Origin of the sequence: Pseudoxanthobacter sp. M-2 (genome assembly GCF_046156265.1) — a bacterium.
Taxonomy (GTDB): domain Bacteria; phylum Pseudomonadota; class Alphaproteobacteria; order Rhizobiales; family Segnochrobactraceae; genus CAMDHY01.
The window spans coordinates 918,820-940,530 of record NZ_JAWDIR010000011.1 but is presented as its reverse complement, the minus strand read 5'-3'; the positions used below and the strand labels follow the sequence as shown (position 1 = coordinate 940,530).

16 protein-coding genes are annotated in these 21,711 nt (G+C 70.8%); 10 read left to right on the top strand and 6 right to left on the bottom strand.

Translation table 11 applies throughout. The features are described 5' to 3' along the window. The first annotated feature begins 6 nt into the window (after window positions 1-6). The 5 genes from RUR49_RS09380 (at window position 7) to RUR49_RS09360 (ending at window position 6,479) form a co-directional block, all read left to right on the top strand. The gene (locus tag RUR49_RS09380) at window positions 7-1,572 is read left to right on the top strand and encodes an ABC transporter ATP-binding protein (RefSeq protein ID WP_409146092.1); all 1,566 of its coding nucleotides are present in this window, start codon (window positions 7-9) and stop codon (window positions 1,570-1,572) included. Next, window positions 1,562-2,656 carry an ABC transporter permease gene (locus RUR49_RS09375; protein WP_409146091.1) on the top strand — a complete coding sequence of 365 codons (1,095 nt, stop codon included), beginning with the start codon at window positions 1,562-1,564 and terminating at the stop codon, window positions 2,654-2,656. The genes RUR49_RS09380 and RUR49_RS09375 overlap by 11 nt, the downstream gene beginning before the upstream one ends. Continuing rightward, the gene (locus RUR49_RS09370; protein WP_409146090.1) at window positions 2,653-3,567 is read left to right on the top strand and encodes an ABC transporter permease; all 915 of its coding nucleotides are present in this window, start codon (window positions 2,653-2,655) and stop codon (window positions 3,565-3,567) included. Before RUR49_RS09375 ends, RUR49_RS09370 begins: the two co-directional genes overlap by 4 nt. Before the next feature lie 65 nt (window positions 3,568-3,632). Further along, window positions 3,633-4,709 (top strand): BMP family ABC transporter substrate-binding protein, encoded by a 1,077-nt coding sequence (locus RUR49_RS09365; protein WP_409146089.1) that lies wholly within the window; start codon window positions 3,633-3,635, stop codon window positions 4,707-4,709. 177 nt (window positions 4,710-4,886) lie between these two features. Beyond that, window positions 4,887-6,479: a hypothetical protein gene (locus RUR49_RS09360; RefSeq protein ID WP_409146088.1), complete on the top strand. Its 1,593-nt coding sequence runs from the start codon at window positions 4,887-4,889 to the stop codon at window positions 6,477-6,479. On the opposite strand, the gene RUR49_RS09355 is transcribed toward RUR49_RS09360, so the two are convergent. The 5 genes from RUR49_RS09355 to RUR49_RS09335 form a co-directional block, all read right to left on the bottom strand. After that, complete coding sequence (locus RUR49_RS09355; protein ID WP_409146087.1) at window positions 6,476-7,555, bottom strand: DUF4915 domain-containing protein; 1,080 nt, start codon at window positions 7,553-7,555, stop codon at window positions 6,476-6,478. The two genes, RUR49_RS09360 and RUR49_RS09355, sit on opposite strands and share 4 nt — an antisense overlap. Window positions 7,556-7,603: 48 nt before the next feature. After that, window positions 7,604-8,911, bottom strand: a complete 1,308-nt coding sequence (locus tag RUR49_RS09350) for a UDP-glucose dehydrogenase family protein (RefSeq protein WP_409146086.1) — start codon at window positions 8,909-8,911, stop codon at window positions 7,604-7,606. A 33-nt stretch (window positions 8,912-8,944) separates the two neighbouring features. Next, window positions 8,945-9,844 carry a glucose-1-phosphate thymidylyltransferase RfbA gene (rfbA, locus tag RUR49_RS09345; RefSeq protein WP_409146085.1) on the bottom strand — a complete coding sequence of 300 codons (900 nt, stop codon included), beginning with the start codon at window positions 9,842-9,844 and terminating at the stop codon, window positions 8,945-8,947. Between the two features lie 37 nt (window positions 9,845-9,881). Next, window positions 9,882-10,937, bottom strand: coding sequence for a dTDP-glucose 4,6-dehydratase (rfbB, locus tag RUR49_RS09340; protein WP_409146084.1), 1,056 nt, complete (start codon window positions 10,935-10,937; stop codon window positions 9,882-9,884). A 209-nt stretch (window positions 10,938-11,146) separates the two neighbouring features. After that, window positions 11,147-13,741 carry an EAL domain-containing protein gene (locus tag RUR49_RS09335; RefSeq protein WP_409146083.1) on the bottom strand — a complete coding sequence of 865 codons (2,595 nt, stop codon included), beginning with the start codon at window positions 13,739-13,741 and terminating at the stop codon, window positions 11,147-11,149. A gap of 92 nt (window positions 13,742-13,833) precedes the next feature. Here RUR49_RS09335 and RUR49_RS09330 point away from each other — a divergent pair, with 92 nt between their 5' ends. Further along, on the top strand, window positions 13,834-14,760 hold the full coding sequence (locus RUR49_RS09330) for a helix-turn-helix domain-containing protein (RefSeq protein WP_409146082.1): 927 nt from the start codon (window positions 13,834-13,836) through the stop codon (window positions 14,758-14,760). Window positions 14,761-14,781: 21 nt separating this feature from the next. Here the strand turns inward: RUR49_RS09330 and iolG are convergent, their stop codons facing one another. After that, the gene (gene iolG / locus RUR49_RS09325) at window positions 14,782-15,768 is read right to left on the bottom strand and encodes an inositol 2-dehydrogenase (RefSeq protein WP_409146081.1); all 987 of its coding nucleotides are present in this window, start codon (window positions 15,766-15,768) and stop codon (window positions 14,782-14,784) included. 188 nt (window positions 15,769-15,956) lie between these two features. Between iolG and iolC the strand changes: the two genes are divergently transcribed. The 4 genes from iolC (at window position 15,957) to iolB (ending at window position 21,689) form a co-directional block, all read left to right on the top strand. After that, complete coding sequence (gene iolC, locus RUR49_RS09320) at window positions 15,957-17,894, top strand: 5-dehydro-2-deoxygluconokinase (protein ID WP_409146080.1); 1,938 nt, start codon at window positions 15,957-15,959, stop codon at window positions 17,892-17,894. 36 nt (window positions 17,895-17,930) lie between these two features. Further along, a complete protein-coding gene (gene iolD, locus RUR49_RS09315) occupies window positions 17,931-19,784 on the top strand; it encodes a 3D-(3,5/4)-trihydroxycyclohexane-1,2-dione acylhydrolase (decyclizing) (protein ID WP_409146079.1) in 1,854 nt (617 codons plus the stop codon). A 190-nt stretch (window positions 19,785-19,974) separates the two neighbouring features. Continuing rightward, entirely contained in the window at window positions 19,975-20,868 is an 894-nt protein-coding gene (gene iolE, locus RUR49_RS09310) for a myo-inosose-2 dehydratase (RefSeq protein ID WP_409146078.1), read from the top strand. A gap of 11 nt (window positions 20,869-20,879) precedes the next feature. After that, complete coding sequence (gene iolB / locus RUR49_RS09305) at window positions 20,880-21,689, top strand: 5-deoxy-glucuronate isomerase (protein WP_409146077.1); 810 nt, start codon at window positions 20,880-20,882, stop codon at window positions 21,687-21,689. Window positions 21,690-21,711: the final 22 nt, after the last annotated feature.

Here is a 21,711-nt window from a genome sequence, read left to right as displayed (position 1 = left end):
GGTGGGATGGCGGCGGCAGCGGGCGCTGACGGCGGGAGGGACGCACGGCCGCCGGTGCTGGAGGCGCGCGGCATCGTCAAGCGTTTCGGCGCGCTCACAGCCAACGACCACGTCGACCTGACGATCGGCCAGGGCGAGATCCACGCGCTGCTCGGCGAGAACGGCGCCGGCAAGTCGACGCTGGTGAAGATCCTTTACGGGGCGCTGCAGCCGAACGAGGGCGAGATCCGCTTCCTCGGCGAGCCGGTGACGATTCCCAGCCCGGCGGCGGCGCGCGCGCTCGGCATCGGCATGGTGTTCCAGCACTTCTCGCTGTTCGAGTCGCTGACGGTGGCGGAGAACATCGCGCTGGCGATGCCGCGCTCGCAGTCGGTCGCGCAGGTGGCGGACGAGGCGCGGGCGCTGTCGGTGAAACTCGGGCTGGCGCTCGACCCGACGCGGGTGGTGCGCGACCTGTCGGTCGGCGAGCGCCAGCGCATCGAGATCGTGCGGGCGCTGCTGCAGGACCCGAAGCTCCTGATCATGGACGAGCCGACCTCGGTGCTGACGCCGCAGGAAGCCGACCAGCTGTTCACGACGCTGCGGCGCCTGCGCGCCGAGGGCCGCGCCATCCTCTACATCAGCCATCGCCTGGAAGAGGTGCGGGCACTCTGCGACCGCGCCACGGTGCTGCGCCACGGCAAGCTGATCGGCAGTGTCGATCCCGCCCGCGAGACCGCCGACAGCCTCGCCCGCATGATGGTGGGCGGCGCGGTCGGTACGGTCGCGCACCGGCCGACGGTGCCGGACGGGCCGCCGCGCCTCGAGGTGCGCGGCCTGACGCTCGCCCCGGAGACGCCGTTCGGCACGGCGCTGAAGGACATCCGGCTGATGGTGCGGGCGGGCGAGATCGTCGCCATCGCCGGGGTCGCCGGCAACGGCCAGGCGGAGCTGTTCGAGGCCCTGTCGGGCGAGCGCACCTGCGCCTCTGACACGGTGATGATCGACGGTGTGCCGGTGGGCGAAGACGGCGTTTCGGAACGGCGGCGGCGGGGGGCGGCCTTCGTGCCGGAGGAGCGGCTCGGCCACGCCGCGGTGCCGCGGATGCCGCTGTCGGCGAACGTCGTGCTGACGCGACACGCCACGGCGAAGCTCACCCGCCTCGGCCTGCTGGCGACCGCGCCGGCGAAGGAGATCAAGGATCGCATCATCGCCGCCTTCGACGTGCGCAAGGGCAGCGATGACCCCGAGGCGGCGAGCCTGTCGGGCGGCAACCTGCAGAAGTTCGTCGTCGGTCGCGAGGTGCTGGCGGGGCCAGGCGTGCTCGTCGTCGACCAGCCGACCTGGGGTGTCGACGCCGGGGCGGCGGTGACGATCCGGCAGGCGCTCGTCGACCTCGCCGGCCGCGGCAGCGCGGTGCTGGTGATCTCCCAGGACCTTGACGAGATCTTCGAGATCGCCGACAGCATCGCGGTCATCCACCACGGCCGGCTGTCGCCGGCCTATCCGGCCGATTCGATTACGCTCGAACAGATCGGGCTGCTGATGGGCGGCGCCCACCCGGAAGCCGTGGAGGCGACCGATGCGGCTTGAGCTGCAGCGCCGCCCGCAGCAATCGCGCGCCATGCTTTTGTGGTCGCCGGTGATCGCCGTGGCGCTGACGGTGGTGACGGCCGCCGTCATGCTCGCCGTCATCGGCGTCGACCCGGCGCGCGGGCTCTACGTCTTCTTCGTCGAGCCGCTGACCTCGGCGTGGGGGCTGCAGGAACTGGCGGTGAAGGCCTCGCCGCTGATCCTGATCGCCGTCGGCCTGTCGATCTGCTTCATCTCGAACACCTGGAACATCGGCGCCGAAGGCCAGTACGTCGCCGGCGCCATCCTCGGTGGCTGGGTGGCGCTGACCTTCCAGGATACCGGCGCCGCCTGGGTGCTGCCGGCCATGCTGGCAGCCGGCGTCGTCGGCGGGGCGCTCTACGGGCTGATCCCGGCGGTCCTCAAAGTGCGCTTCGGGGCGAACGAGATCCTGACCAGCCTGATGCTCGTCTACGTCGCACAGCTCGGCCTCGACTGGCTGGTGCGCGGGCCGTGGCGCGACCCGATGGGGTTCAACTTCCCGCAGTCGGTGACGTTCTCGCCGGCGGCGACGATGCCGCTGATCGCCGGGCGGCTGCACGTCGGCGTCATCATCATGCTGGTCGTCGTGGTGGTGGCGGCGGTGATGATGGCGCGCTCGCTGAAGGGCTTCGAGATCCGCGTCGTCGGCATGGCGCCGCGCGCCGGCCGCTTCGGCGGCTTCAAGGAGGGCCCGCTGACGCTGTTCGTGTTCGCTGTCTCCGGCGGGCTTGCAGGCCTCGCCGGCATCATCGAGGTGGCCGGGCCGATCGGGCAGCTGCTGCCGTCGGTGTCGCCGGGCTACGGCTTCATCGCCATCATCGTCGCCTTCCTCGGACGGCTGAACCCGGTCGGCATCCTCGTCGCCGGCTTCGTGTTGGCGATCTCGACCCTCGGCGGCGAACAGGCGCAGATCCTGCTGCAGGTGCCGCTCGACTTCACCAGCGTGCTGCAGGGCGTGCTGCTGTTCTACGTGCTCGCCTGCGACACCCTCGTCGCCAACCGGATCCGTCTCGTCGCATCAGGTCCGCGAACGGCGCCGGGCCCCTCGGAGGCGGCGCGATGAACCTGCTCGAGCCGGCCATTCTGACGATCATCACGGCGGCGACGCCGCTCCTGCTGGCGGCGATCGGCGAGCTCGTCACCGAGCGCTCGGGCGTGCTCAACCTCGGCGTCGAGGGGATGATGGCGATGGGGGCGGCCTGCGCCTTCGCCATCGCCATCACGACGGATTCGTCGCTGATCGGCGTCCTCGGCGGCGTCGGTGCCGGCGTCGCGCTGGCGGCGCTGTTCGCGCTGATGACGCTCGGCTTCGCAGCGAACCAGGTGGCGTGCGGGCTGGCGCTGACCATCCTCGGGCTCGGACTGTCGGGGCTCGTCGGCGCGGACTTCGTCGGTGCGCGGCGGGACGCGATGCCGAAACTGTGGATCGAGGGGCTGTCCGACATCCCCTTCATCGGGCCGATCCTGTTCGGCCAGGACGCCTTCGTCTACGCCTCCTTCGTGCTGGTGGCGGGCGTGTGGTGGTTCCTGTTCCGCACCCGCGCCGGACTGACGCTCCGGGCGGTCGGCGACAACCACGTCTCGGCGCATGCGCTCGGCAGCAAGGTGCTCCGGGTGCGGCTCTGGGCCGTGCTGTTCGGCGGTGGCTGCGCCGGGCTCGCCGGCGCCTACCTGTCGCTCGTCTACACGCCGTTCTGGGTGGACGGCATGACCGCCGGGCGCGGCTGGATCGCGCTCGCGATCGTGGTGTTCTCGTCGTGGCTGCCGGGGCGGCTGGTGATCGGCGCCTACCTGTTCGGCAGCGTCTCGATCCTGCAGCTCTATGCCCAGGGCGCCGGCATCGGGCTGCCATCGCAGCTGATGTCGTCGCTCCCCTATCTCGTGACGATCGTCGTGCTCGTCGCCATCGCCGGCACGCGTGCCCGGGCGCGGGCGCCGGCCTGCCTCGGCGTGCCGTTCGTGCCCGACCGCTGAGCGAAACCGATGTTCCACCCCGGGCGGCCACTCCGGCCTCCCGGCACTGTACAAGGAGACCCTGCATGCGAGCATTTCTGAAGGGCGCGATCGCGGCGCTCGGCCTGGCGGCGCTCGTCGCCGTGGCGCCGGCGGAGGCGCAGGAGAAGCTGAAGGTCGGCTTCGTCTATGTCGGCCCGGTCGGCGACTTCGGCTGGACCTACCAGCACGAGCTCGGCCGCCGCGCCATGCAGGAGGCGCTCGGCGACAAGGTCGAGTCCACCTATGTCGAGAACGTGCCGGAGGGCCCGGACGCCGAGCGCGTCATCGAGGGGCTGGTCCGCTCGGGCCACCAGCTGATCTTCACCACGTCCTTCGGCTTCATGGAGGCGACGGTGAAGGTGGCGCAGCGCAATCCGGACGTGAAGTTCGAGCACGCCACCGGCTACAAGCGGCTGCCGAACCTCGCAACCTACGCCGGCCGCTTCTACCAGGGCCGCTACATCTCCGGACAGATCGCCGCGAAGATGTCGAAGACCGGCGTCGTCGGCTACATCGGCTCCTTCCCGATCCCCGAGGTCGTCTCCGGCATCAACGCCTTCATGTTGGGCGCCCAGTCGATCCGGCCGGACATGAAGGTGAAGATCGTCTGGGTGAACTCCTGGTTCGACCCCGGCAAGGAAGGCGACGCGGCGAAGGCGCTGCTCGACCAGGGCGCCGACATCATCGCCCAGCACACCGACAGCCCGGCCGCCATGCAGGTGGCCGCGGAGCGCGGCGCGCTCGCCTTCGGCCAGGACTCCGACATGATCAAGTTCGGGCCGAACACGCAGCTCACCTCGATCATCAACGACTGGTCGGGCTACTACATCGACCGCGTCAACGCCGCGCTGAACGGCACCTGGGAATCGACCGACGTCTGGGGTGGCCTGGACACCGGCATCCTCAAGATGGCGCCCTACACCAACATGCCCGACGACGTGAAGGCGATGGCCGAGGCGACCGAGAAGGCGATCCACGACGGCACCTACAAGGTCTTCACCGGCCCGATCACCAAGCAGGACGGCACGCTGGCGGCGAAGGAGGGCGAGGTGCTGCCCGACCCGGCGATCCTCGGCATGAACTGGTACATCCAGGGCGTCGACGAGAAGGCGCCGAACTGAGCCGACCCGGCCGGGCGGCGGCGGAAGACGGCCGCCGCCCGGCCCCATCAGCGAAGCGTGATCGCCGCCCGGCTGCATCCGTGCGGCCGGTTCGTCTATAAGTTCGGCGCCTCTGCCGTCGCCCCGTCCCGCCGCTGCTCTGGTCGCGCGCGGAACGGGCTCGCACGGAGTGCCGCCATGCGCCTGGCCTCGATCGGGTGGCTCACCGCCCTCGCCTTCCTCGCCCTCTTCGCGGTTCCCACAGCGCCGGCCACTGCGGCCGATTCCTACCTGTCGACGCCTGGTGACGCGGCGCGGGCCTTCGGGACGCTGATCGACGAGATCGGACGGCGCCCAGCGATCTATTCGGTGCGAATCTCGGCCCAGGAGATCGCGATCGAGGTGCAGGGCGCGGGGCGACCGTCAGACATCGACGCCTGGAGCATCCGCCGCATCCGGCGCCTCGGCTTCACCGTCGAACCGACCCGCGGGCCGCAGCCGGTGTCGCCGCCCGGCTTCATCCGCGACATCGTGCCGGGCTTCTTCCCGCTCGCGGCCGCCGACCTCGAGCGCGTGCCGGCCCTCGTCGCGGCGGCGATCGAGCGGGCGGCGCTGCAGGACGCAGCGGCCGTCTCGTCCATCACGATCGCGCGGCAGGTGTCGATCCTGCCGAGCCCGAGCTTCGGACCGGTGCGCTGGACGATCAGCGTCGGCTCGGGACGGGAGAGCGCGTCGGTGTTCGCCGACGAGGCCGGCCGCATCGTCGGCGCCGACCTCTCCGGCACCGAGCGTGCGCGCACCCTGAACCTGATCGCCACCGAGGACTGGCCGAAGGACGAGGCGATCGCGGACCTCACGGCCGTGCTCGGCCCGACCCGGCGCATCCGCAGCCTCACAGTCCACGACCAGTTCCTCAGCGTCGACGCCGACCACCCGACGGCGGCGCAGCAGACGATGGGCTACACCTGGGACCTCTCCGGCGTGCGCACCATGGGCATCGGCATGCCGCTGTTTCCCGGCACCCCGGACGAGGCGTCGTTCCTCGTCGGCGAGGTCGATCTCGGCCGGCTTTCGGCCGTCCGCGATGCGGCGCGCAAGGCGTGGGGTAACGATGGTGCCCGCCTCGTCTACATGATGCTGAGGCGCGACATGGACGCGGCCGGCGCGCCGCCGCTGCGCTGGACGCTCAACTTCAACGATCCCGGCGGCGAAAGCGGATCGGTGGTGCTGGGCACCGACGGCACCGTCGTCGCCGTGACGCTGCCGCCGAGCCGGCGGCCGAATCTCGACTGGATGGCGCCGGAGACGGTGGCCGAGACGCTCGGCCGGCTCGAACGGGAGCTCGGAGCGGCGACGCGGATCTCGCAGCTGATGTTCCAGAACGGCCAGGCGCAGGTGCTGGCGGAGGACCCGCGCAGCCCTGGCACCAACGCCAACTTCATCATGGACGCCGAGGACATGACCCGCTTCGGCACGCCGATGCCGTGGGAGGCGGAGACGAAAGGCGACCATGCCTTCCGCATCGCCGACCTCGCCTTCTTCGATGCGGCGACGCTGCGGCGGCTGACGGAGGAGACCTACAAGCGCCTGAAGACGGATCCGGCGAAGATGCCGGTGTCGCGCTACACCTTCTCGGTCGGCCAGTTGATGACGCCGATGGGCGACTTCATGGTGCCCTCCCCCGACGGCAAGGTGACGCTCGAGATCCGCGTCGAGGCGGCGAACGGCATGGACGGCGGCTGGGTCGCCTACACGGCGACTGGCAAGGCCTTCGACGTGATGACGCCCTAGCCGGGCGTGGGCGGGCCCGACGCATCGGGACCGTCCCCGTCCGGCCCATCCTCCGGGTCGGCGTCCCATTCCTCGTCAACTACCGGCTGCGGATCGGCGTCCTGCAGGTCGAGCAGCCGCTCGAGTTCGGCGATGCGCTGGTAGAGCGACTGGGCGCGAAGCTGCGCGGAGTTCTTCTCGACGAGAGCGTCGTAGTCGATGGCGGCGGTGACGACGTCGTAGATCTCGAGGCCGAGGTGGGTGAGGTTGTGGCGCCGGCCAAGCCTGCGGCCGCCGACCTCGCCGAGGAAGGACATGAACTTCGGATTGCCGACGACGGCGTCGAGGTCGACGGGGTTCACCTTTGGGCCGCGCTTGCGGGAATAAAAGCGCGTGCTCGACTGGCCGACGACGAAGCCGCCGTCGGTGGCGGCGAGGCCACGCAGGTAGCCGCCGAGCTTCAGCTTCGTGATCGCCCCGCTCGCCCAGTCGCGGGAGACGAGCTGACCCGCGGCGGAGCTCAGGCAGTGCAGCGTGCCGCCGACCTCGACGAGCGAGTGCGGGTGCTTGAGGCCGCCGATCAGCACCTCGCGGCTCTCGAGGTCCCAGACGGCGCCGGAGCGGCCCTGGCCGTCATAGCGGGGGTGGACGTGCGACAGCACGTGGACGCGGCCGTCGTGGAGGCCGACGTCATTGATGTGGAGGCGGCCGTCGGCGTGCTCGAAGGCCCAGAGCTCGCGGACGACGAGATCGTCGGGAGAGAAGGTGAAGAGCCGGGAGTTGCCGGTGGAGACGACGCAGATCTCGTCGCCGAGGCGCTTGATCGAATGGAGGTCGTGGAAGCGGTCGTCCGTGATGACGGCGCGCAGCGACAGGTCGGGAGCGAGCACCACCACCCGGCCGCTCTCATGGCCCTGCACGCAGACGTAGATCGCCTCCTCGGTGGCGAGCAGGCCGGTGACGCCGGTATCGGGCGGCGCGATCCACGATGCGCAGTCGACGAGGCCGAAGCGGCGGCGATCGAGACTGCCGACGATCAGCGGGAAGCGGACGCCGTTGCGCTTGAGATTGCAGAGCGAGAGGAGGACGGTCACCATCGGGTCAGCGGCAGGCGGCGGCTCCGATACGGGCCGCCGCCGGCCGGATCAGGCGCCGCGGCCGACGTCGGCGTAGGTGAAGCCGTGCCGCTCGACTTCCGGACGCCGGTAGACGTTGCGCAGGTCGACGAGCACGGGGACGTTGACGATCGTCTTCAGGCGGTCGAGGTCGAGGGCGCGGTAGGTGTCCCACTCGGTGACGAGCACGACCGCGTCGGCGCCCTCGGCGCAGTGGTAGGGGCTGTCGCAGAAGAGGACGCCGGTCATCAGCTTGGCCGCCTGCTCCATGCCCTCGGGATCGTGGGCGCGCACGGTGGCACCGGCCTGCTGCAGTTCGTGCACGACGTCGAGCGCCGGGCTCTCGCGCATGTCGTCGGTGTTCGGCTTGAAGGTCAGGCCGAGGATGGCGATGGTCTTGCCGGCGACGCTGCCGCCGCAGGCGCGCACGACCTTCTCGGCCATACGCTTCTTGCGCTGGTCGTTGACCGCGACGACCGCCTCGACGAGGCGCGTCGGCGCACCAGACTCGCGCGCCGTTTCGACGAGGGCGCGGGTGTCCTTCGGGAAGCAGGAGCCGCCGAAGCCCGGGCCGGCGTGCAGGAACTTGCCGCCGATGCGGTTGTCGAGGCCGATGCCGCGGGCGACTTCCTGGACGTTGCCGCCGACGGCCTCGCAGAGGTCCGCCATCTCGTTGATGAAGGTGATCTTGGTGGCGAGGAAGGCGTTGGCCGCGTACTTGATGAGCTCGGCGGTGCGCCGGCCGGTGAACATCACCGGCGCCTGGTTGACGAACAGCGGCCGGTAGACCTCGCTCATCGGCTCGCGGGCGCGCTCGTCCTCGAGGCCGATGACGATGCGGTCGGGACGCTTGAAGTCCTCGATGGCCGCACCTTCGCGCAGGAACTCGGGGTTGGAGACGACGGCGACGTCGGCTTCCGGCCGGGTGTCGCGGATGATGCGCTGCACGGCGTCGCCGGTGCCGACGGGCACGGTCGACTTCGTCACCACCACAGTGAAGCCGGTGGCGGCGCGGGCGATGTCCTGGGCGGCGGAGAAGACGTAGGTGAGGTCGGCGCGGCCGTCACCGCGGCGGGACGGGGTGCCGACCGCGATGAAGACGACGTCGGCCTCGGCGATCGCCGGAGCGGCGTCGAGCGTGAAGGAGAGGCGGCCGTCGCGCTGGTTGCGGGCCACCATGTCGTCGAGGCCGGGCTCGAAGATCGGCACGCGCCCGCCCATCAGCATGGCGACGCGCTCAGGGTCCTTGTCGATGCAGACGACCTCGTGGCCGAAATCGGCGAAGCACGCGCCCGAAACGAGGCCGACATAGCCGGCGCCCAGAACCGCAATCTTCATGCTCTACTCCTGAAGCAATGTTGGACGGGGCGCTCAGCCGAGCTCTTCGGGCCCCTGGGAATGGGAAAGCGGGTCCTGCAGAAGGTCGGCGAGATAGGCCCCATAGGAATTCTTGTAGCGGGCGGCGAGTGACGCGAGTGCGTCGGCGGTGAGCCACCCCTTCCGCCAGGCGATCTCCTCCGGGCATGCAATTTTGAAGCCCTGGCGGTGCTCGATCGTCTTCACGAACTCCGACGCCTCGAGCAGGCTGTCGGTCGTGCCGGTGTCGAGCCAGGCGGTGCCGCGCGGGAAGCGCACCACGCGCAGGTCACCGCGCTTCAGGTACGCCTCGTTGACCGAGGTGATCTCCACTTCGCCGCGCGGCGATGGCGTCACGCCCTTGGCGATCTCCACCACGTCGGCGTCGTAGAAGTAGAGGCCGGTGACGGCGAGGTTGCTCTTCGGGTGCTCGGGCTTCTCCTCGAGCGACAGCGCCCGGCCATCCGGCGCCATCTCGACGACGCCGAAGGCGCGGGGGTTCGCCACCGGATAGGCGAACACCGTCGCGCCTTTCTGGAGTTTCGCCGCCTCCTCGACGAGGCCGGTGAGGCCGGAGCCGTAGAAGATGTTGTCGCCCAGCGCGAGCGCCACCGGGCTCGAGCCGATGAAGTCCTCGCCGATCAGGAAGGCCTCCGCGAGGCCGCGAGGCTGGTCCTGTTCGGCGTAGGTGAAGGAAATGCCCCAGTCGGAGCCGTCGCCGAGCACAGCCTTGTAGAGCGGCAGCGCCTGCGGGGTCGAGATGATCAGCACCTCGCGGATGCCCGCCAGCATCAGGATCGACAGCGGATAATAGATCATCGGCTTGTCGTAGACCGGCAGCAGCTGCTTGGAGACGGCGAGCGTCACCGGATGCAGTCTGGTGCCGTGCCCGCCGGCGAGGATGATACCCTTCATCGTCCCTCTTCTTCCTGTAGCGCCCCGTGTCAGGGGCTCAGGCGCGCGCCTTCAGGCCGAGCCGCTCGCCGCGATAGGCGCCGCTGCGGATCGGCTCCCACCAGCGGCGGTTATCGAGATACCAGGCGACCGTCTTCTCGATGCCGCTCTCGAAGCTCTCCCGCGCCGTCCAGCCGAGCTCGCCCTCGAGCTTGCCCGCATCGATGGCGTAGCGGTGGTCGTGGCCCGGCCGGTCGGTGACGAAGGTGATGAGCTCGCGGCGCGAGCGATCGGCCGGCGCGATGCGGTCGAGGATGTCGCAGATGCGCTCGACAACCTGCAGGTTGGTGCGCTCGTTGCGGCCGCCGACATTGTACTTCTCGCCCGGCCGGCCCCGCTCGAGGATGGTGACGAGCGCGCGCGCGTGGTCCTCGACATAGAGCCAGTCGCGGACGTTGGAGCCGTCGCCATAGACCGGCAGCGCCTTCATCTCCAGCGCATTGAGGATCATCAGCGGGATGAGCTTCTCGGGGAAGTGGTGCGGCCCGTAATTGTTCGAGCAGTTCGAGACGATCACCGGCAGCCCGTAGGTGCGGTGCCAGGCGATGGCGACGTGGTCGGAGGCAGCCTTCGAGGCCGAATAGGGCGAGGACGGGTCGTAGGCGGTCGTCTCGGTGAACAGCCCATCGGGGCCGAGCGAGCCGTAGACCTCGTCGGTCGAGACGTGGACGAAGCGGAAGCGCTCGCGGCGCTCGCCGTCGAGCGTCTCGAAGTGGCGCCGCGCCGCCTCGAGCAGCACGGACGTGCCGACGACGTTGGTCTCGATGAAGGCGGACGGGCCCTCGATCGAGCGGTCGACGTGGCTCTCGGCGGCGAGATGCAGGACGGCGTCCGGATCGTGCTGGCGGAACACCTCGGCCATCGCCGGGGCGTCGCAGATGTCGGCGCGCACGAACGCATAGCGCGGGTCGCCGGCCACCATCTCCACCGAGGCGAGGTTCGCCGCATAGGTGAGTTTGTCGAGGTTCACGACCGAGTGGTCGGTGTCGCGCACCAGATGCCGGCACACCGCCGAGCCGATGAACCCTGCCCCACCCGTCACCAAGATGCGCATGATCGAGACCTTCCTGACGGATCGCGGCCGCCGGACCGGCGGATCCCGCCACCGCGGGCACAAAGCGAGGAGGCTGCGGAGGACGGGACGATGCGAGCGGCCTTCGACCGGTTCCCGGAACGCCGCAGAAGCGCCCCCGACGAACGGCGACCTTGAATGGAGAAGCCCGCCGGTGTCGTCAAGTCGCGCATGTGCCGCGGATCGGCCGATCACGAAGCCGTCAAGGGAAGCATGACGAGTTCGTCAGCGTCCTCGACCGCCAGCGGACGTCCGAGCAGGAAGCCCTGGCCGTGGTCGCAGCCGAGGTCGAGAAGGGCCTCGCGGGTCTCCCACTCCTCGATGCCCTCCGCGACGACCGTGAGTCCGAGGCCGTGGCCGAGGTCGATCATCGCCCTCACGATCTCACGGTCGTTGGGCGAGCGCGTCATTCCCGACACGAAGGAGCGGTCGATCTTCAGGCTGTCGATGGGGAACTGGTGGAGGTAGCCGAAGCTCGAATAGCCGGTGCCGAAGTCGTCGATGGCCAGGCTGGCGCCGAGCTTCTTGAGCCGTCGCAGAACGCCGACGACCTGATCGGAATTGGCCATCAGCGTGCCTTCGGTGATCTCGAACGTCAGAGTGCCGTAGTCGACCGGGTGCGCCCCGAGGGCGGCTGCCAGGCGGTCGGCGAGGTCGGGGTCGGCGAGCTGATGGGCGGAGAGGTTGACGGAGACGTAGATGGGCTTGCGGCCGTCGCGCCCCCGGCGTTCCAGCCAGCGCGAGGATGAGGCGGCGGCGAGCGACAGGATGCGTTCACCGAGCGGCAGAATCAGGCCGGTCGCCTCTGCGATGGGGATGAACACGGACGGCGGCACGCCGCCGCGCTCCGGGTGATTCCACCGGGCCAGAGCCTCGAATCCGACGAGGTCGTTGGTGGCGATGTCGAAGATCGGCTGGAAGGCCGCGAAGATCTCCGAGGGCCGCGTCGACAAGGCCTCGCGCAGGTCCGCCTCGATCTCCAGGCGCTCGAGGTGGCGGGTGCGGACGGCGGCGTCGTAGCGGTTGATCGCCCCTGGCCGGTCCGACTGGCAGGCCATCTCGGCGTCTTCCAGAAGGCGCTCGATGCCGCCGGTTCGGCGGGCGATGCCGAAGGCAGCGCCGAGCGGCACGCGCCGGCCCTCCAGCTCGAAGGGATGCAGGAAGGCGTCGCGGAGCGTCTGGGCGAGCCGCAGTGCGCCCTCCTGGGTGAGGCGCGCGAAGATGGCGAACCAGTGCTCGCCGACCCTCGTGAGCGCCGCTCGCCCCTCCAGCAGGCCCTGCAGGCGGGCCGCGACGGCAGCCATGAGCCGGTCCGTGAACGCATGTCCGAACGAAGCCGTGATCTCCACGAAATCGCAGAGCCGGACGGTGACGACGGTGTCGAAGCCGCTGTCGGCGCTCTCCCAGCTGACGAAGCGCTGCAGCACGGCATTGCGATTCGGCAGTCCGGTGGCGAGATCGACGAAGGCGAGACGCTCGAGCTCGCGCTCGAGACGACGCTGCTCGGTCACGTCGCGGCCGACCGAGAGATAGCCGGTCACCCTTCCTTGCTCGTCGAACAGCGCGCGGTTGGTCCAGGCGTAGAGACGCTCCTCGCCGCTGCGGGGATACTTCCGGTTCTCGCTGCGATAGATCGGCGCCTCCGGCGTCAGCGCCTCGAGTGCCGGCTGCAGCCGCTCCCACACGTCGTCCGGAATGGTGGCCGAGGCGTGCCGGCGACCGTCGCCGCCGACAGAAAGGCCAAAGAGGTCGCGGAAGGCCCGATTCTCGAAGGTGACGAGGAAGTCGGCGTCCCACAGCGTGACGATGTCGGACTGGTCCTCGACGAGGGCGCGAAACTGCGCCTCGCTGGCGGCGAGCGCCTCCACCGTGCGGCGCTGCTCGGACATGTCCCGCAGATGCGCGGTGAAGAAGCGGCGGTCGGCGGCCGTGACCTCGGAGATCGAGACCTCGACCGGGAACGGCCGTCCATCGGCCCGCCGCATCGTGAGCTCGTGCGTGAGGGCGGCGTCGGCGCCCCTCGCCGCCAGTTGCCGGATCGGGTGCGCCTCGCCGTCGCCGACGTCGACCGCGAAGGTGAGCGCCAGCGGCTTGCCGAGGACGGCGTCCCGCGCCACGCCGAACATCGCCTCGGCGGCAGGGTTGAACTCGACGATGTGATCGGCCTCGTCGACGGTGACGATGGCGTCGAAGGCGGCGTTGAGGATGGAGACCCGGCCGACGGCGTTGGCGGCGAGGCCGATCATCGAGCGCTCGATGGCGGCGGACAGCAGCCTGCCGACCAGACGCATGAAGCCGACCTCCTCGGCCCGCCACGCGCGCTCGACCTCGCAGTCGCCGACACCGACGTGGCCCCACCACTGGCCGGCGACGATCAGCGGCGCGGACAGGAAAGCCCGCACCTGCTGGCGATCGAGCTCGGAGCGCATGCGACCTTCGAGATCGCGCGCCAGGCCGGCGATCATCTCGCCGCGGCGGCGCAGTTCCGCCCACTGCAGCATGGTCGGATCGCCGTGCGTGAGATCCTCGTCGATCAGGCCGCTGTCGCCGGAAAAGCGCTCGAGACCGGGCGCGGCCCAATCGAAGCGCAGCGTCTGGCCGAGGCCGCGGCCCGGAACCTCGTGGACCTGGAACAGGAAGACGCGATGGACCCGCAGCGCGGCCGCGACCCGCGCCGCCAGCACGGGCGCGACCTGACGCCAGTCGCCGACATCACCGATCACGGTGGCGATCTCGGCAGCGAGCTCGAGAAGCGGCGCTTGACCGTCGTCGTCCCGAGCGAGCATTTCATTCCTTCCGTTCCGGAGCCCGAGCCCCGGCGCGCACAGACGCTGGACCGGTTCGCCCCTGCGCCGACCGGACCCGACGTCCGGCAAAGATGGCGACCCTCGTGCGTACCATCCCGCACTTCCACCTCTATGGCGACAATTCACGAAGCGATGATTTCGACTTCGTGCACGTCGAGCCGCTGTGGCGCCGCTCCGCCCGGTTCGGCTGGGTGATCGAGCCGCACGCCCACCGCCACCTCCACCAGGTGACTGCGGTGACGTCCGGCGCCGGGGAGGCGCTGATCGACGGCGAGGCGGTGGCGTTCGCGGCACCCGCCGTCGTGCTGACGCCGGCGGGGGTGGTGCACGGCTTCCGCTTCACGCCGCCCTGCGATGGCCACGTCCTGAATTTCACCGAAGACGTGCTGGCCGGCGTCCCGGAGGCCTACGGCACCCCGGCCGACCGGCTGGCGCGCCTTTGGTCCCGGCCGGTGCTGCAGTTCGCCCCGGGCCCCGATTTCGACCGGCTGATCGCGTTGCTCGACGCGATGACCGAGGAGGAAGCGCTGGCGCGGCAGGATGCGCGCACGGCGCTGCGGGCGCTGCTCGTGCTCCTGTCCGTCGAACTGTCGCGGGCGAGCGCCGAGGGCGAGCGCTTCGCCGCCGTGACGCTCAGGCGCGCCGACGCCACGGTTGCCGAGCTGCGGGACCTGATCGAGGCGGGCTTCCGGACGAGCCGACGGCTCGCCGACTATGCCGACCGCCTGGGCATGACCAGCGACCGGCTGAACGAGCACTGCAAGCGCGCCACCGGTGTCACCGCCGGCCACCTCTTGCGCCAGCGCGTGCTGACGGAGGCGAAGCGGCAGCTGCTGTTCACCGACCTCTCGGCCTCGCAGATCGCGTACGAGCTCGGCTTCGCCGACCCGACGCACCTGTCGCGCTTCTTCAGGCGCTACACCGGCCTGACGCCGAGCGCCTTCCGCGCCGGCCGCCGGGAAGACGCCGCCTCAGGGGGCGGGCCGGACGAGGGCTGAGGCGGTCCGATGGCAGGCCCGTCACACGCGCACGGGCCGGCCGCTGCGGCAGGCCTCGGTGGCAGCGTCGGCGAGGATTTGGGCGCGCAGGCCGTCCTCGCCGGATGGCGACGGCACACGCTTCTCGGCGAGACATTCGAGGAAGTGCTGCAACTCGCGGCGGTAGGCCTCGGCATAGCGCTCGAGGAAGAACGGCAGCGCCGGCTCGACGCGGAAGCCGGTGCCGTCGGCCTCCTCCACCGTCGTCTCGCGGCGGTTGTCGGCGCGCACCAGCCCGGCCGAGCCGTGCACCTCGATGCGCTGATCGTAGCCGTAGGTGGCGCGGCGGGAGTTGGTGATGGTGGCGATGCGGCCGAAGGCGGTCTTCAGCATCACCGCGGCGGTATCGACGTCGCCGGCCTCGCCGATCGCCGGGTCGACCAGGGCGGCGCCGACGGCGTGGACCTCGACGGGTTCCTCGCCGAGGAGATGGCGGGCGAGATCGAAATCATGGATCATCATGTCGCGGAACAGGCCGCCGGAGCGGGCGATGTAGGAGACCGGAGGCGGCGACGGGTCCTTCGAGATGATGGTGACCAGTTCCACCTCGCCGGCGGCGCCGGCGTCGAGGCGCTGCTTCAGGCGGGAGAAGCTCGGGTCGAAGCGGCGGTTGAAGCCGATCATCAGAGGGATGCCGGCGGACCGAACGACCTCGAGGCAGCGGCGGATGCGGGCGGAGTCGAGATCGACCGGCTTCTCGCAGAAGACCGCCTTGCCGGCTCGCGCACACGCCTCGATGAGATCGGCGTGGGTGTCGGTCGGCGAGCAGATCATCACCGCATCGACGTCCGGCGCGGCGATGGCCGCCTCGCTCGACGACACGCGGGCGCCGTAGGCGGCGGCAAGGCCGGCGGCCGCGTCCGTGTCGGCGTCACAGACGGCGACGAGGGTGGCCCCCGGATGGGCGGCGGCGTTCGCCGCGTGGATTCGGCCGATCCGCCCGGCCCCGATCAGCGCAATGCCCGTCATCGTCGGCTCCCGCCTCCCCTGCCCAGCCGGCCACAAGCGGCCAAACCAGAACGTTCATTCCGAATTGACACCAGAATAGAATTCTCGTTTCATGCTGTCCAGTCGGCCGGCTCGCCGGTGGCGTCGCGCGGGACGGTTGAAGCCAGGGCGCCGGTGCCGAAGGAGCCCGGCCACAGGGAGAAGGCGCGATGAGCGCGGTGCATCGACCGTCCGCCGAGGCGGACCTCGACGTCATCACCTACGGCCGCGCCTCTGTCGACCTCTACGGGCAGCAGATCGGCGGGCGGCTGGAGGACGTCGCCTCCTTCGCCAAGTCGATCGGCGGTTCTCCCACCAACATCGCCGTCGGCTGCGCCCGCCTCGGGCTCGCGGCCGGTCTCGTGACGGGCGTGGGCGACGAGGCGATGGGCCGCTTCGTGGTGGAGCAGCTCGGGCGCGAGGGCGTCGCCACGGACGGGGTGAAGGTCGACCCGGCGCGCCTCACGGCGCTCGTCCTCCTCGGCGTGCGCGACGAGCATGCCTTTCCGCTGATCTTCTATCGCGAGAATTGCGCCGACATGGGGCTGACGGAGGCGGACGTCGACCCGGCCTTCATTGCCCGGGCGCGTGCCCTCGTCGTCACCGGCACGCACTTCTCGCGGCCGAGCGTCGATGCCGCCGGGCGCAAGGCGATCGCTGCGGCGAAGGCGGCGGGACGGCGCGTCGCCCTCGACATCGACTACCGGCCGAACCTGTGGGGCGTCGCCGGACACGGCGAGGGCGAGGCGCGCTATGTCCGCGCCAGCGCGGTGACGGAGCACCTGCAGACCCTGCTGCCGGAGATGGACCTCGTCGTCGGCACCGAGGAGGAGTTCCACATCGCGGGCGGCAGCGAGGACACCCGGGCGGCGCTGCTGGCGGTTCGCGCGCTGACCGAGGCGACGCTGGTGCTGAAGCGCGGGCCGATGGGCTGCGTCGTCTTCACCGGGAGGGTCCCGGACCGGCTGGAAGACGGCATCCGCGGACCGGGCTATCCGGTCGCCGTCTATAACGTGCTCGGCGCCGGCGACGGCTTCATGGCCGGCTTCCTGCGCGGCTGGGTGCGCGGCGAACCGCTCGAGACGTGCGCCGCGTGGGCGAACGCCTGCGGGGCCTTCGCGGTATCGCGGCTCCTCTGCGCGCCGGAATACCCGACGTGGCCGGAGCTCTGCCACTTCCTCGCCCATGGCAGCCGCACGGCGGAGCTCCGCAAGGACCGCGAGCTCTCCCACATCCACTGGGCGACGACGCGCCGGCCGCGGCCGGAGGGGCTGATGGCGCTCGCCATCGACCACCGTGCCCAGCTGGAAGACCTCGCCGACCGCATCGGCGCCGACCGTTGCCGCATCGCAACCTTCAAGCGGCTGGCGGTGGCCGCCGCCGCCCGGGTCGCCGACGGTCGGCCGGGGTTCGGGGTGCTGCTGGACGGCATCCACGGCCGAGAGGCGCTGTTCGACGCGGCCGGCCACGACTTCTGGATCGGCCGGCCGGTGGAGCAGCCGGGCTCGCGGCCGCTCGCTTTCGAGGGCGTCGACGACCTCGGCTCGCACCTCGTCGAATGGCCGGTCATCCACACCATCAAGTGCCTGTGCTTCTACCATCCCGATGACCCGCCGGCGCTGAAGGCAGCGCAGGAGGAGAAGCTGCTCGCGCTCCACGACGCCGCCCGCACGGTCGGGCGCGAACTGCTCGTCGAGATCATCGCCTCGCGGCATGGACCGGTCGGCGACGACACAGTCGCGGAGGTCATCGCGCGGCTCTATCATCTCGGGCTGAAGCCGGACTGGTGGAAGCTCGAGGGCCAGCCGAGCGAGCGCGCGTGGGCGAATGTGGCGCGCGCCATCGAGGCCGGCGATCCGTGGTGTCGCGGCGTCGTGCTGCTCGGGCTGGAGGCGCCGGAGGAGGAACTGGTGCGGACGTTCGAGACGGCTGTGGCCTCGCCCGTCGTCAGGGGCTTCGCCATCGGCCGCTCGATCTTCGCCCAGGCGGCTGAGGAGTGGCTTTCCGGCCGGATCGACGACGAGGCGGCGATCGCCGACATGGCGGCCCGCTTCGGCCGGCTGGTGGCGGCGTGGGGAACGGCGACGGCGCGGCGGCGCGCGGCGTGAGGGCGGCGAAGAAACGCCCGTGACGGGGAGGAAGCCTTGACCACCATCCGGCTGACGGCGGCGCAGGCGCTGGTTCGCTATCTGGCGGCGCAGAGGACCGAGATCGACGGCGTCGACGTGCCGATCTGCGGCGGCGTGTGGGCGATCTTCGGACACGGCAACGTCGCCGGCATGGGCGAGGCGCTCTGGCACGTCCGCGACCGGCTGCCGACCTTCCGCGCCCACAACGAGCAGGCGATGGCGCTCTCCGCCACCGCCTACGCCAAGGCACTCTTCCGCCGGCGCTTCATGGCCTGCACCTCGTCGATCGGACCCGGTGCCACCAACATGGTGACGGCAGCCGCCGTTGCCCACGTCGACCGACTGCCGCTGCTGCTCCTGCCCGGCGACGTCTTCGCGAGCCGCCGGCCGGACCCGGTGCTGCAGCAGATCGAGGTGTTCTCCGACGGCACGCAGACGGTGAACGACTGCTTCCGGCCGGTGTCGCGGTACTTCGACCGCATCACGAGGGCCGAGCAGCTTCTGGCGGCGCTGCCGCGGGCGATGGCAGTGCTGACGGATCCGGCCGAGTGCGGGCCGGTGACGCTGTCGCTCTGCCAGGACGTGCAGACGGAGGCCGCCGACTTTCCCGTCGCCTTCTTCGAGCAGCGCAGCTGGACGCCGCGCCGGCCGCGGCCGGACAGGGACGAACTCGAGGCAGCCGCCCGGCTCCTCGCCGGGGCGGCGCGGCCGCTGATCGTTGCCGGCGGCGGCGTGCTCTATTCCGAGGCGACCGTCGAGCTCGCCCGCTTCGCCGAGACGCATGGCATCCCGGTGGCGGAGACGCAGGCCGGCAAGGGCGCCCTGGCCCACGATCATCCGATGGCCGTCGGCTCGATCGGCGTCACCGGCACCAGCGCCGCCAATGCACTCGCCGAAGAGGCCGACGTGGTGCTCGCCGTCGGGACGCGGCTGCAGGACTTCACGACCGGTTCGCGCGCTTTGTTCAAAGGCGACGACAAGCGCCTGATCTCACTGAATGTTCAGGCCTTCGATGCCGGCAAGCACGGTGCCCTGCCGCTGGTCGCCGACGCGCGAGTCGGCCTCCAGGAATTGTCGGCGGCGATCGGCCGAGTGCGGGCGCCGGAGGCGTGGCGCGCCCGGGCTGCGGGCCTGATGGTCGCGTGGCGCGAAGCTTCGGCGCGCGCAACGGCCCCGACCAACGCCGCCCTGCCCTCGGACGCTCAGGTGATCGGCGCCGTGCAGCGGGCGAGCCGGCCGGAGGACATTCTGATCAACGCCGCCGGCGGGCTGCCGGGCGAACTCCACAAGCACTGGCAGACGTCGCAGCCCGGCGGCTACCACATGGAATACGGCTACTCGTGCATGGGCTACGAGATCGCCGGCGGGCTCGGCATCAAGCTCGCCCGTCCCGACCGGCCGGTGACGGTGATGGTCGGCGACGGCTCCTACCTGATGATGAACTCGGAGATCGCCACCTCGGTGATGCTCGGGGCGAAGCTCGTCGTGGTCGTCCTCGACAATCGCGGCTTCGGCTGCATCAACCGCCTGCAGCGGGCGACGGGCGGCGCCTCGTTCAACAACCTGCTCGCCGACACCGTCCACGCGGCGATGCCGGAGATCGACTTCGCCGCCCACGCCGCGAGCCTCGGGGCGATCGCCGAGAAGGTGGCTGGCGTCGCGGAACTGGAGGCGGCGCTGGTGCGGGCACGCGGAGCCGATCGCACGACGGTGCTCGTCATCGACACCGACCCGATGGTGGTCACGGAGGAAGGCGGCCACTGGTGGGAGGTGGCGGTGCCGGAAGTCTCCGAGCGCGCCGAGGTGCGGGCGGCACGGACGGCCTACGAGGCGGCGCTCGCCGCTCGGGAGGGCGGCGCGACGCGCTGAGGCGTCCCTCCCCTGCCAGGGGGAGGGACAGAGCGCCGGAGGCGCTCAGGGTGGGGCCCGTCAATCCAGCACGCCACGATTGACGTCGAACTTCGGATTGACGGGCCCCCACCTGCCGCGCCTGCGGCGCGGCTGTCCTCCCCCCTGGCAGGGGGAGGACGAAGAAACCTTCGACGTTGAGAGGACCTTCATGCCCATCCGTATCGGTGCCAACCCCATCGGCTGGTCGAACGACGACCTTCGGACGCTCGGCGGCGACACGCCGCTGGAAACGTGCCTGACGGAAGCCCGTGCGGCGGGCTTCGAGGGCATGGAGCTCGGCCACAAGTTTCCCCGCGAAGCGGGGCCGCTCAGGGCGGTGCTTTCGGCGCACGGGCTCGACCTCGTCTCCGGCTGGTACTCGGCCGAACTCCTCACCCGCGATGCCGACGCCGAGATCGCGGCGATGCGGCCGCACCTCGATCTCCTGAAGGCACTCGGGGCGACCGTGCTCGTCTTCGCCGAGACCTCCAACGCCATCCACGGAGACCAGTCGGCGCCGCTGTCGAAGCGGCCGGTGATGAAGGTGGACGACTGGGCGGAGTACGGACGCCGCGTCACCGCGGTGGCGGAGGCCTGCCTCGCGGAGGGCGTCCGCCTCGTCTACCACCACCACATGGGCACGATCGTGCAGTCGGCCGAGGACGTCGACGCCTTCATGGCCGCGACCGGACCGGCGGCGCACCTGCTGCTCGACACCGGCCACCTGACTTTCGCCGGCGCCGATCCGGTGGCGGTGGCGCGGCGCTGGCGGGACCGCATCAGCCACGTCCACTGCAAGGACGTGCGGGCGGACGTGAAGGCGCGGGTGCTGGCAGAAGACCTCTCCTTCCTCGATGCGGTCGTCGCCGGCGTCTACACCGTACCGGGCGACGGCTCAGTGGACTTCGTCTCGGTGCTGAGGGAACTGCCCGGCTATTCCGGCTGGCTGGTGGTCGAGGCCGAGCAGGACCCCGAGAAGGCCCACCCCTTCACCTATGCCCGGATGGGCCACGACAACCTCGCCCGCTTCGCAGCCGAGGCCGGCCTCGTGCGCGCCGCCTGAGGAGGCCACCGATGTCGAAGCTGCTCGTGAAGCCGTCGGAGCCTGGCGACGACGGTCGCGTCCACGCGGTGACGCCCGCCTCCGCCGGCTGGACCCACGTCGGCTTCGCCGTCCACAAGCTCGCTGTGGGTGGCGTGGCGACGGGCGGCGAGGCGGGGCGCGAGGTATGTCTCGTGCTCGTCGCCGGCCGCGCCCGAGTCACGGCAGGCGACCGGGACTTCGGCGAGATCGGCGGGCGGGCGTCACCCTTCGAGGGCGCCGGTTACTCCGTCTACGTGCCGGCGGGGCTGCCATGGCGCGTCGAGGCAGTGGGCGACTGCGAGCTCGCCGTCTGCACCGCGCCCGGCACCGGTGCGGGCGCCCCGACGCTGATCGGCCCGGACGACGTCGGCGAGGAGGTGCGCGGCACCGGTACCAACGTCCGCTACGTCCGCAACATCCTGCCGGACAGCTCGCCGCTGGCAGAAAGCCTGCTCGTCGTCGAGGTGATCACGCCCGGCGGACACTGGTCGTCCTACCCGTCGCACAAGCACGACCGCGACGCGCTGCCGGCAGAGTCGCTGCTCGAGGAGACCTACTACCACCGCCTCGAGCCGTCGCAGGGCTTCGCCTTCCAGCGCGTCTACACCGACGACCGCAGCCTCGACGAGACGATGACGGTGGAGGACGGCGACGTCGTGCTGGTGCCGCGCGGCTACCACCCGGTCGCCGCGCCGCACGGCTACACGCTCTACTACCTCAACGTCATGGCCGGCCCGAAGCGCATCTGGCGCTTCCACAATGAGCCTGCCCACGCCTGGCTGGTCGCGCCGAAGGCCTGACCCGGGCTGGCGCCATCCGGGC

Bases quoted from the DNA above. Each gene is read 5' to 3' on its own strand.
- RUR49_RS09380 (WP_409146092.1), top strand. From the start codon at position 7: ATGGCGGCGGCAGCGGGCGCTGACGGCGGGAGGGACGCACGGCCGCCG.
- RUR49_RS09375 (WP_409146091.1), top strand. From the start codon at position 1,562: ATGCGGCTTGAGCTGCAGCGCCGCCCGCAGCAATCGCGCGCCATGCTT.
- RUR49_RS09370 (WP_409146090.1), top strand. From the start codon at position 2,653: ATGAACCTGCTCGAGCCGGCCATTCTGACGATCATCACGGCGGCGACG.
- RUR49_RS09365 (WP_409146089.1), top strand. From the start codon at position 3,633: ATGCGAGCATTTCTGAAGGGCGCGATCGCGGCGCTCGGCCTGGCGGCG.
- RUR49_RS09360 (WP_409146088.1), top strand. From the start codon at position 4,887: ATGCGCCTGGCCTCGATCGGGTGGCTCACCGCCCTCGCCTTCCTCGCC.
- RUR49_RS09355 (WP_409146087.1), bottom strand. From the start codon at position 7,555: ATGGTGACCGTCCTCCTCTCGCTCTGCAATCTCAAGCGCAACGGCGTC.
- RUR49_RS09350 (WP_409146086.1), bottom strand. From the start codon at position 8,911: ATGAAGATTGCGGTTCTGGGCGCCGGCTATGTCGGCCTCGTTTCGGGC.
- rfbA (WP_409146085.1), bottom strand. From the start codon at position 9,844: ATGAAGGGTATCATCCTCGCCGGCGGGCACGGCACCAGACTGCATCCG.
- rfbB (WP_409146084.1), bottom strand. From the start codon at position 10,937: ATGCGCATCTTGGTGACGGGTGGGGCAGGGTTCATCGGCTCGGCGGTG.
- RUR49_RS09335 (WP_409146083.1), bottom strand. From the start codon at position 13,741: ATGCTCGCTCGGGACGACGACGGTCAAGCGCCGCTTCTCGAGCTCGCT.
- RUR49_RS09330 (WP_409146082.1), top strand. From the start codon at position 13,834: ATGGCGACCCTCGTGCGTACCATCCCGCACTTCCACCTCTATGGCGAC.
- iolG (WP_409146081.1), bottom strand. From the start codon at position 15,768: ATGACGGGCATTGCGCTGATCGGGGCCGGGCGGATCGGCCGAATCCAC.
- iolC (WP_409146080.1), top strand. From the start codon at position 15,957: ATGAGCGCGGTGCATCGACCGTCCGCCGAGGCGGACCTCGACGTCATC.
- iolE (WP_409146078.1), top strand. From the start codon at position 19,975: ATGCCCATCCGTATCGGTGCCAACCCCATCGGCTGGTCGAACGACGAC.
- iolB (WP_409146077.1), top strand. From the start codon at position 20,880: ATGTCGAAGCTGCTCGTGAAGCCGTCGGAGCCTGGCGACGACGGTCGC.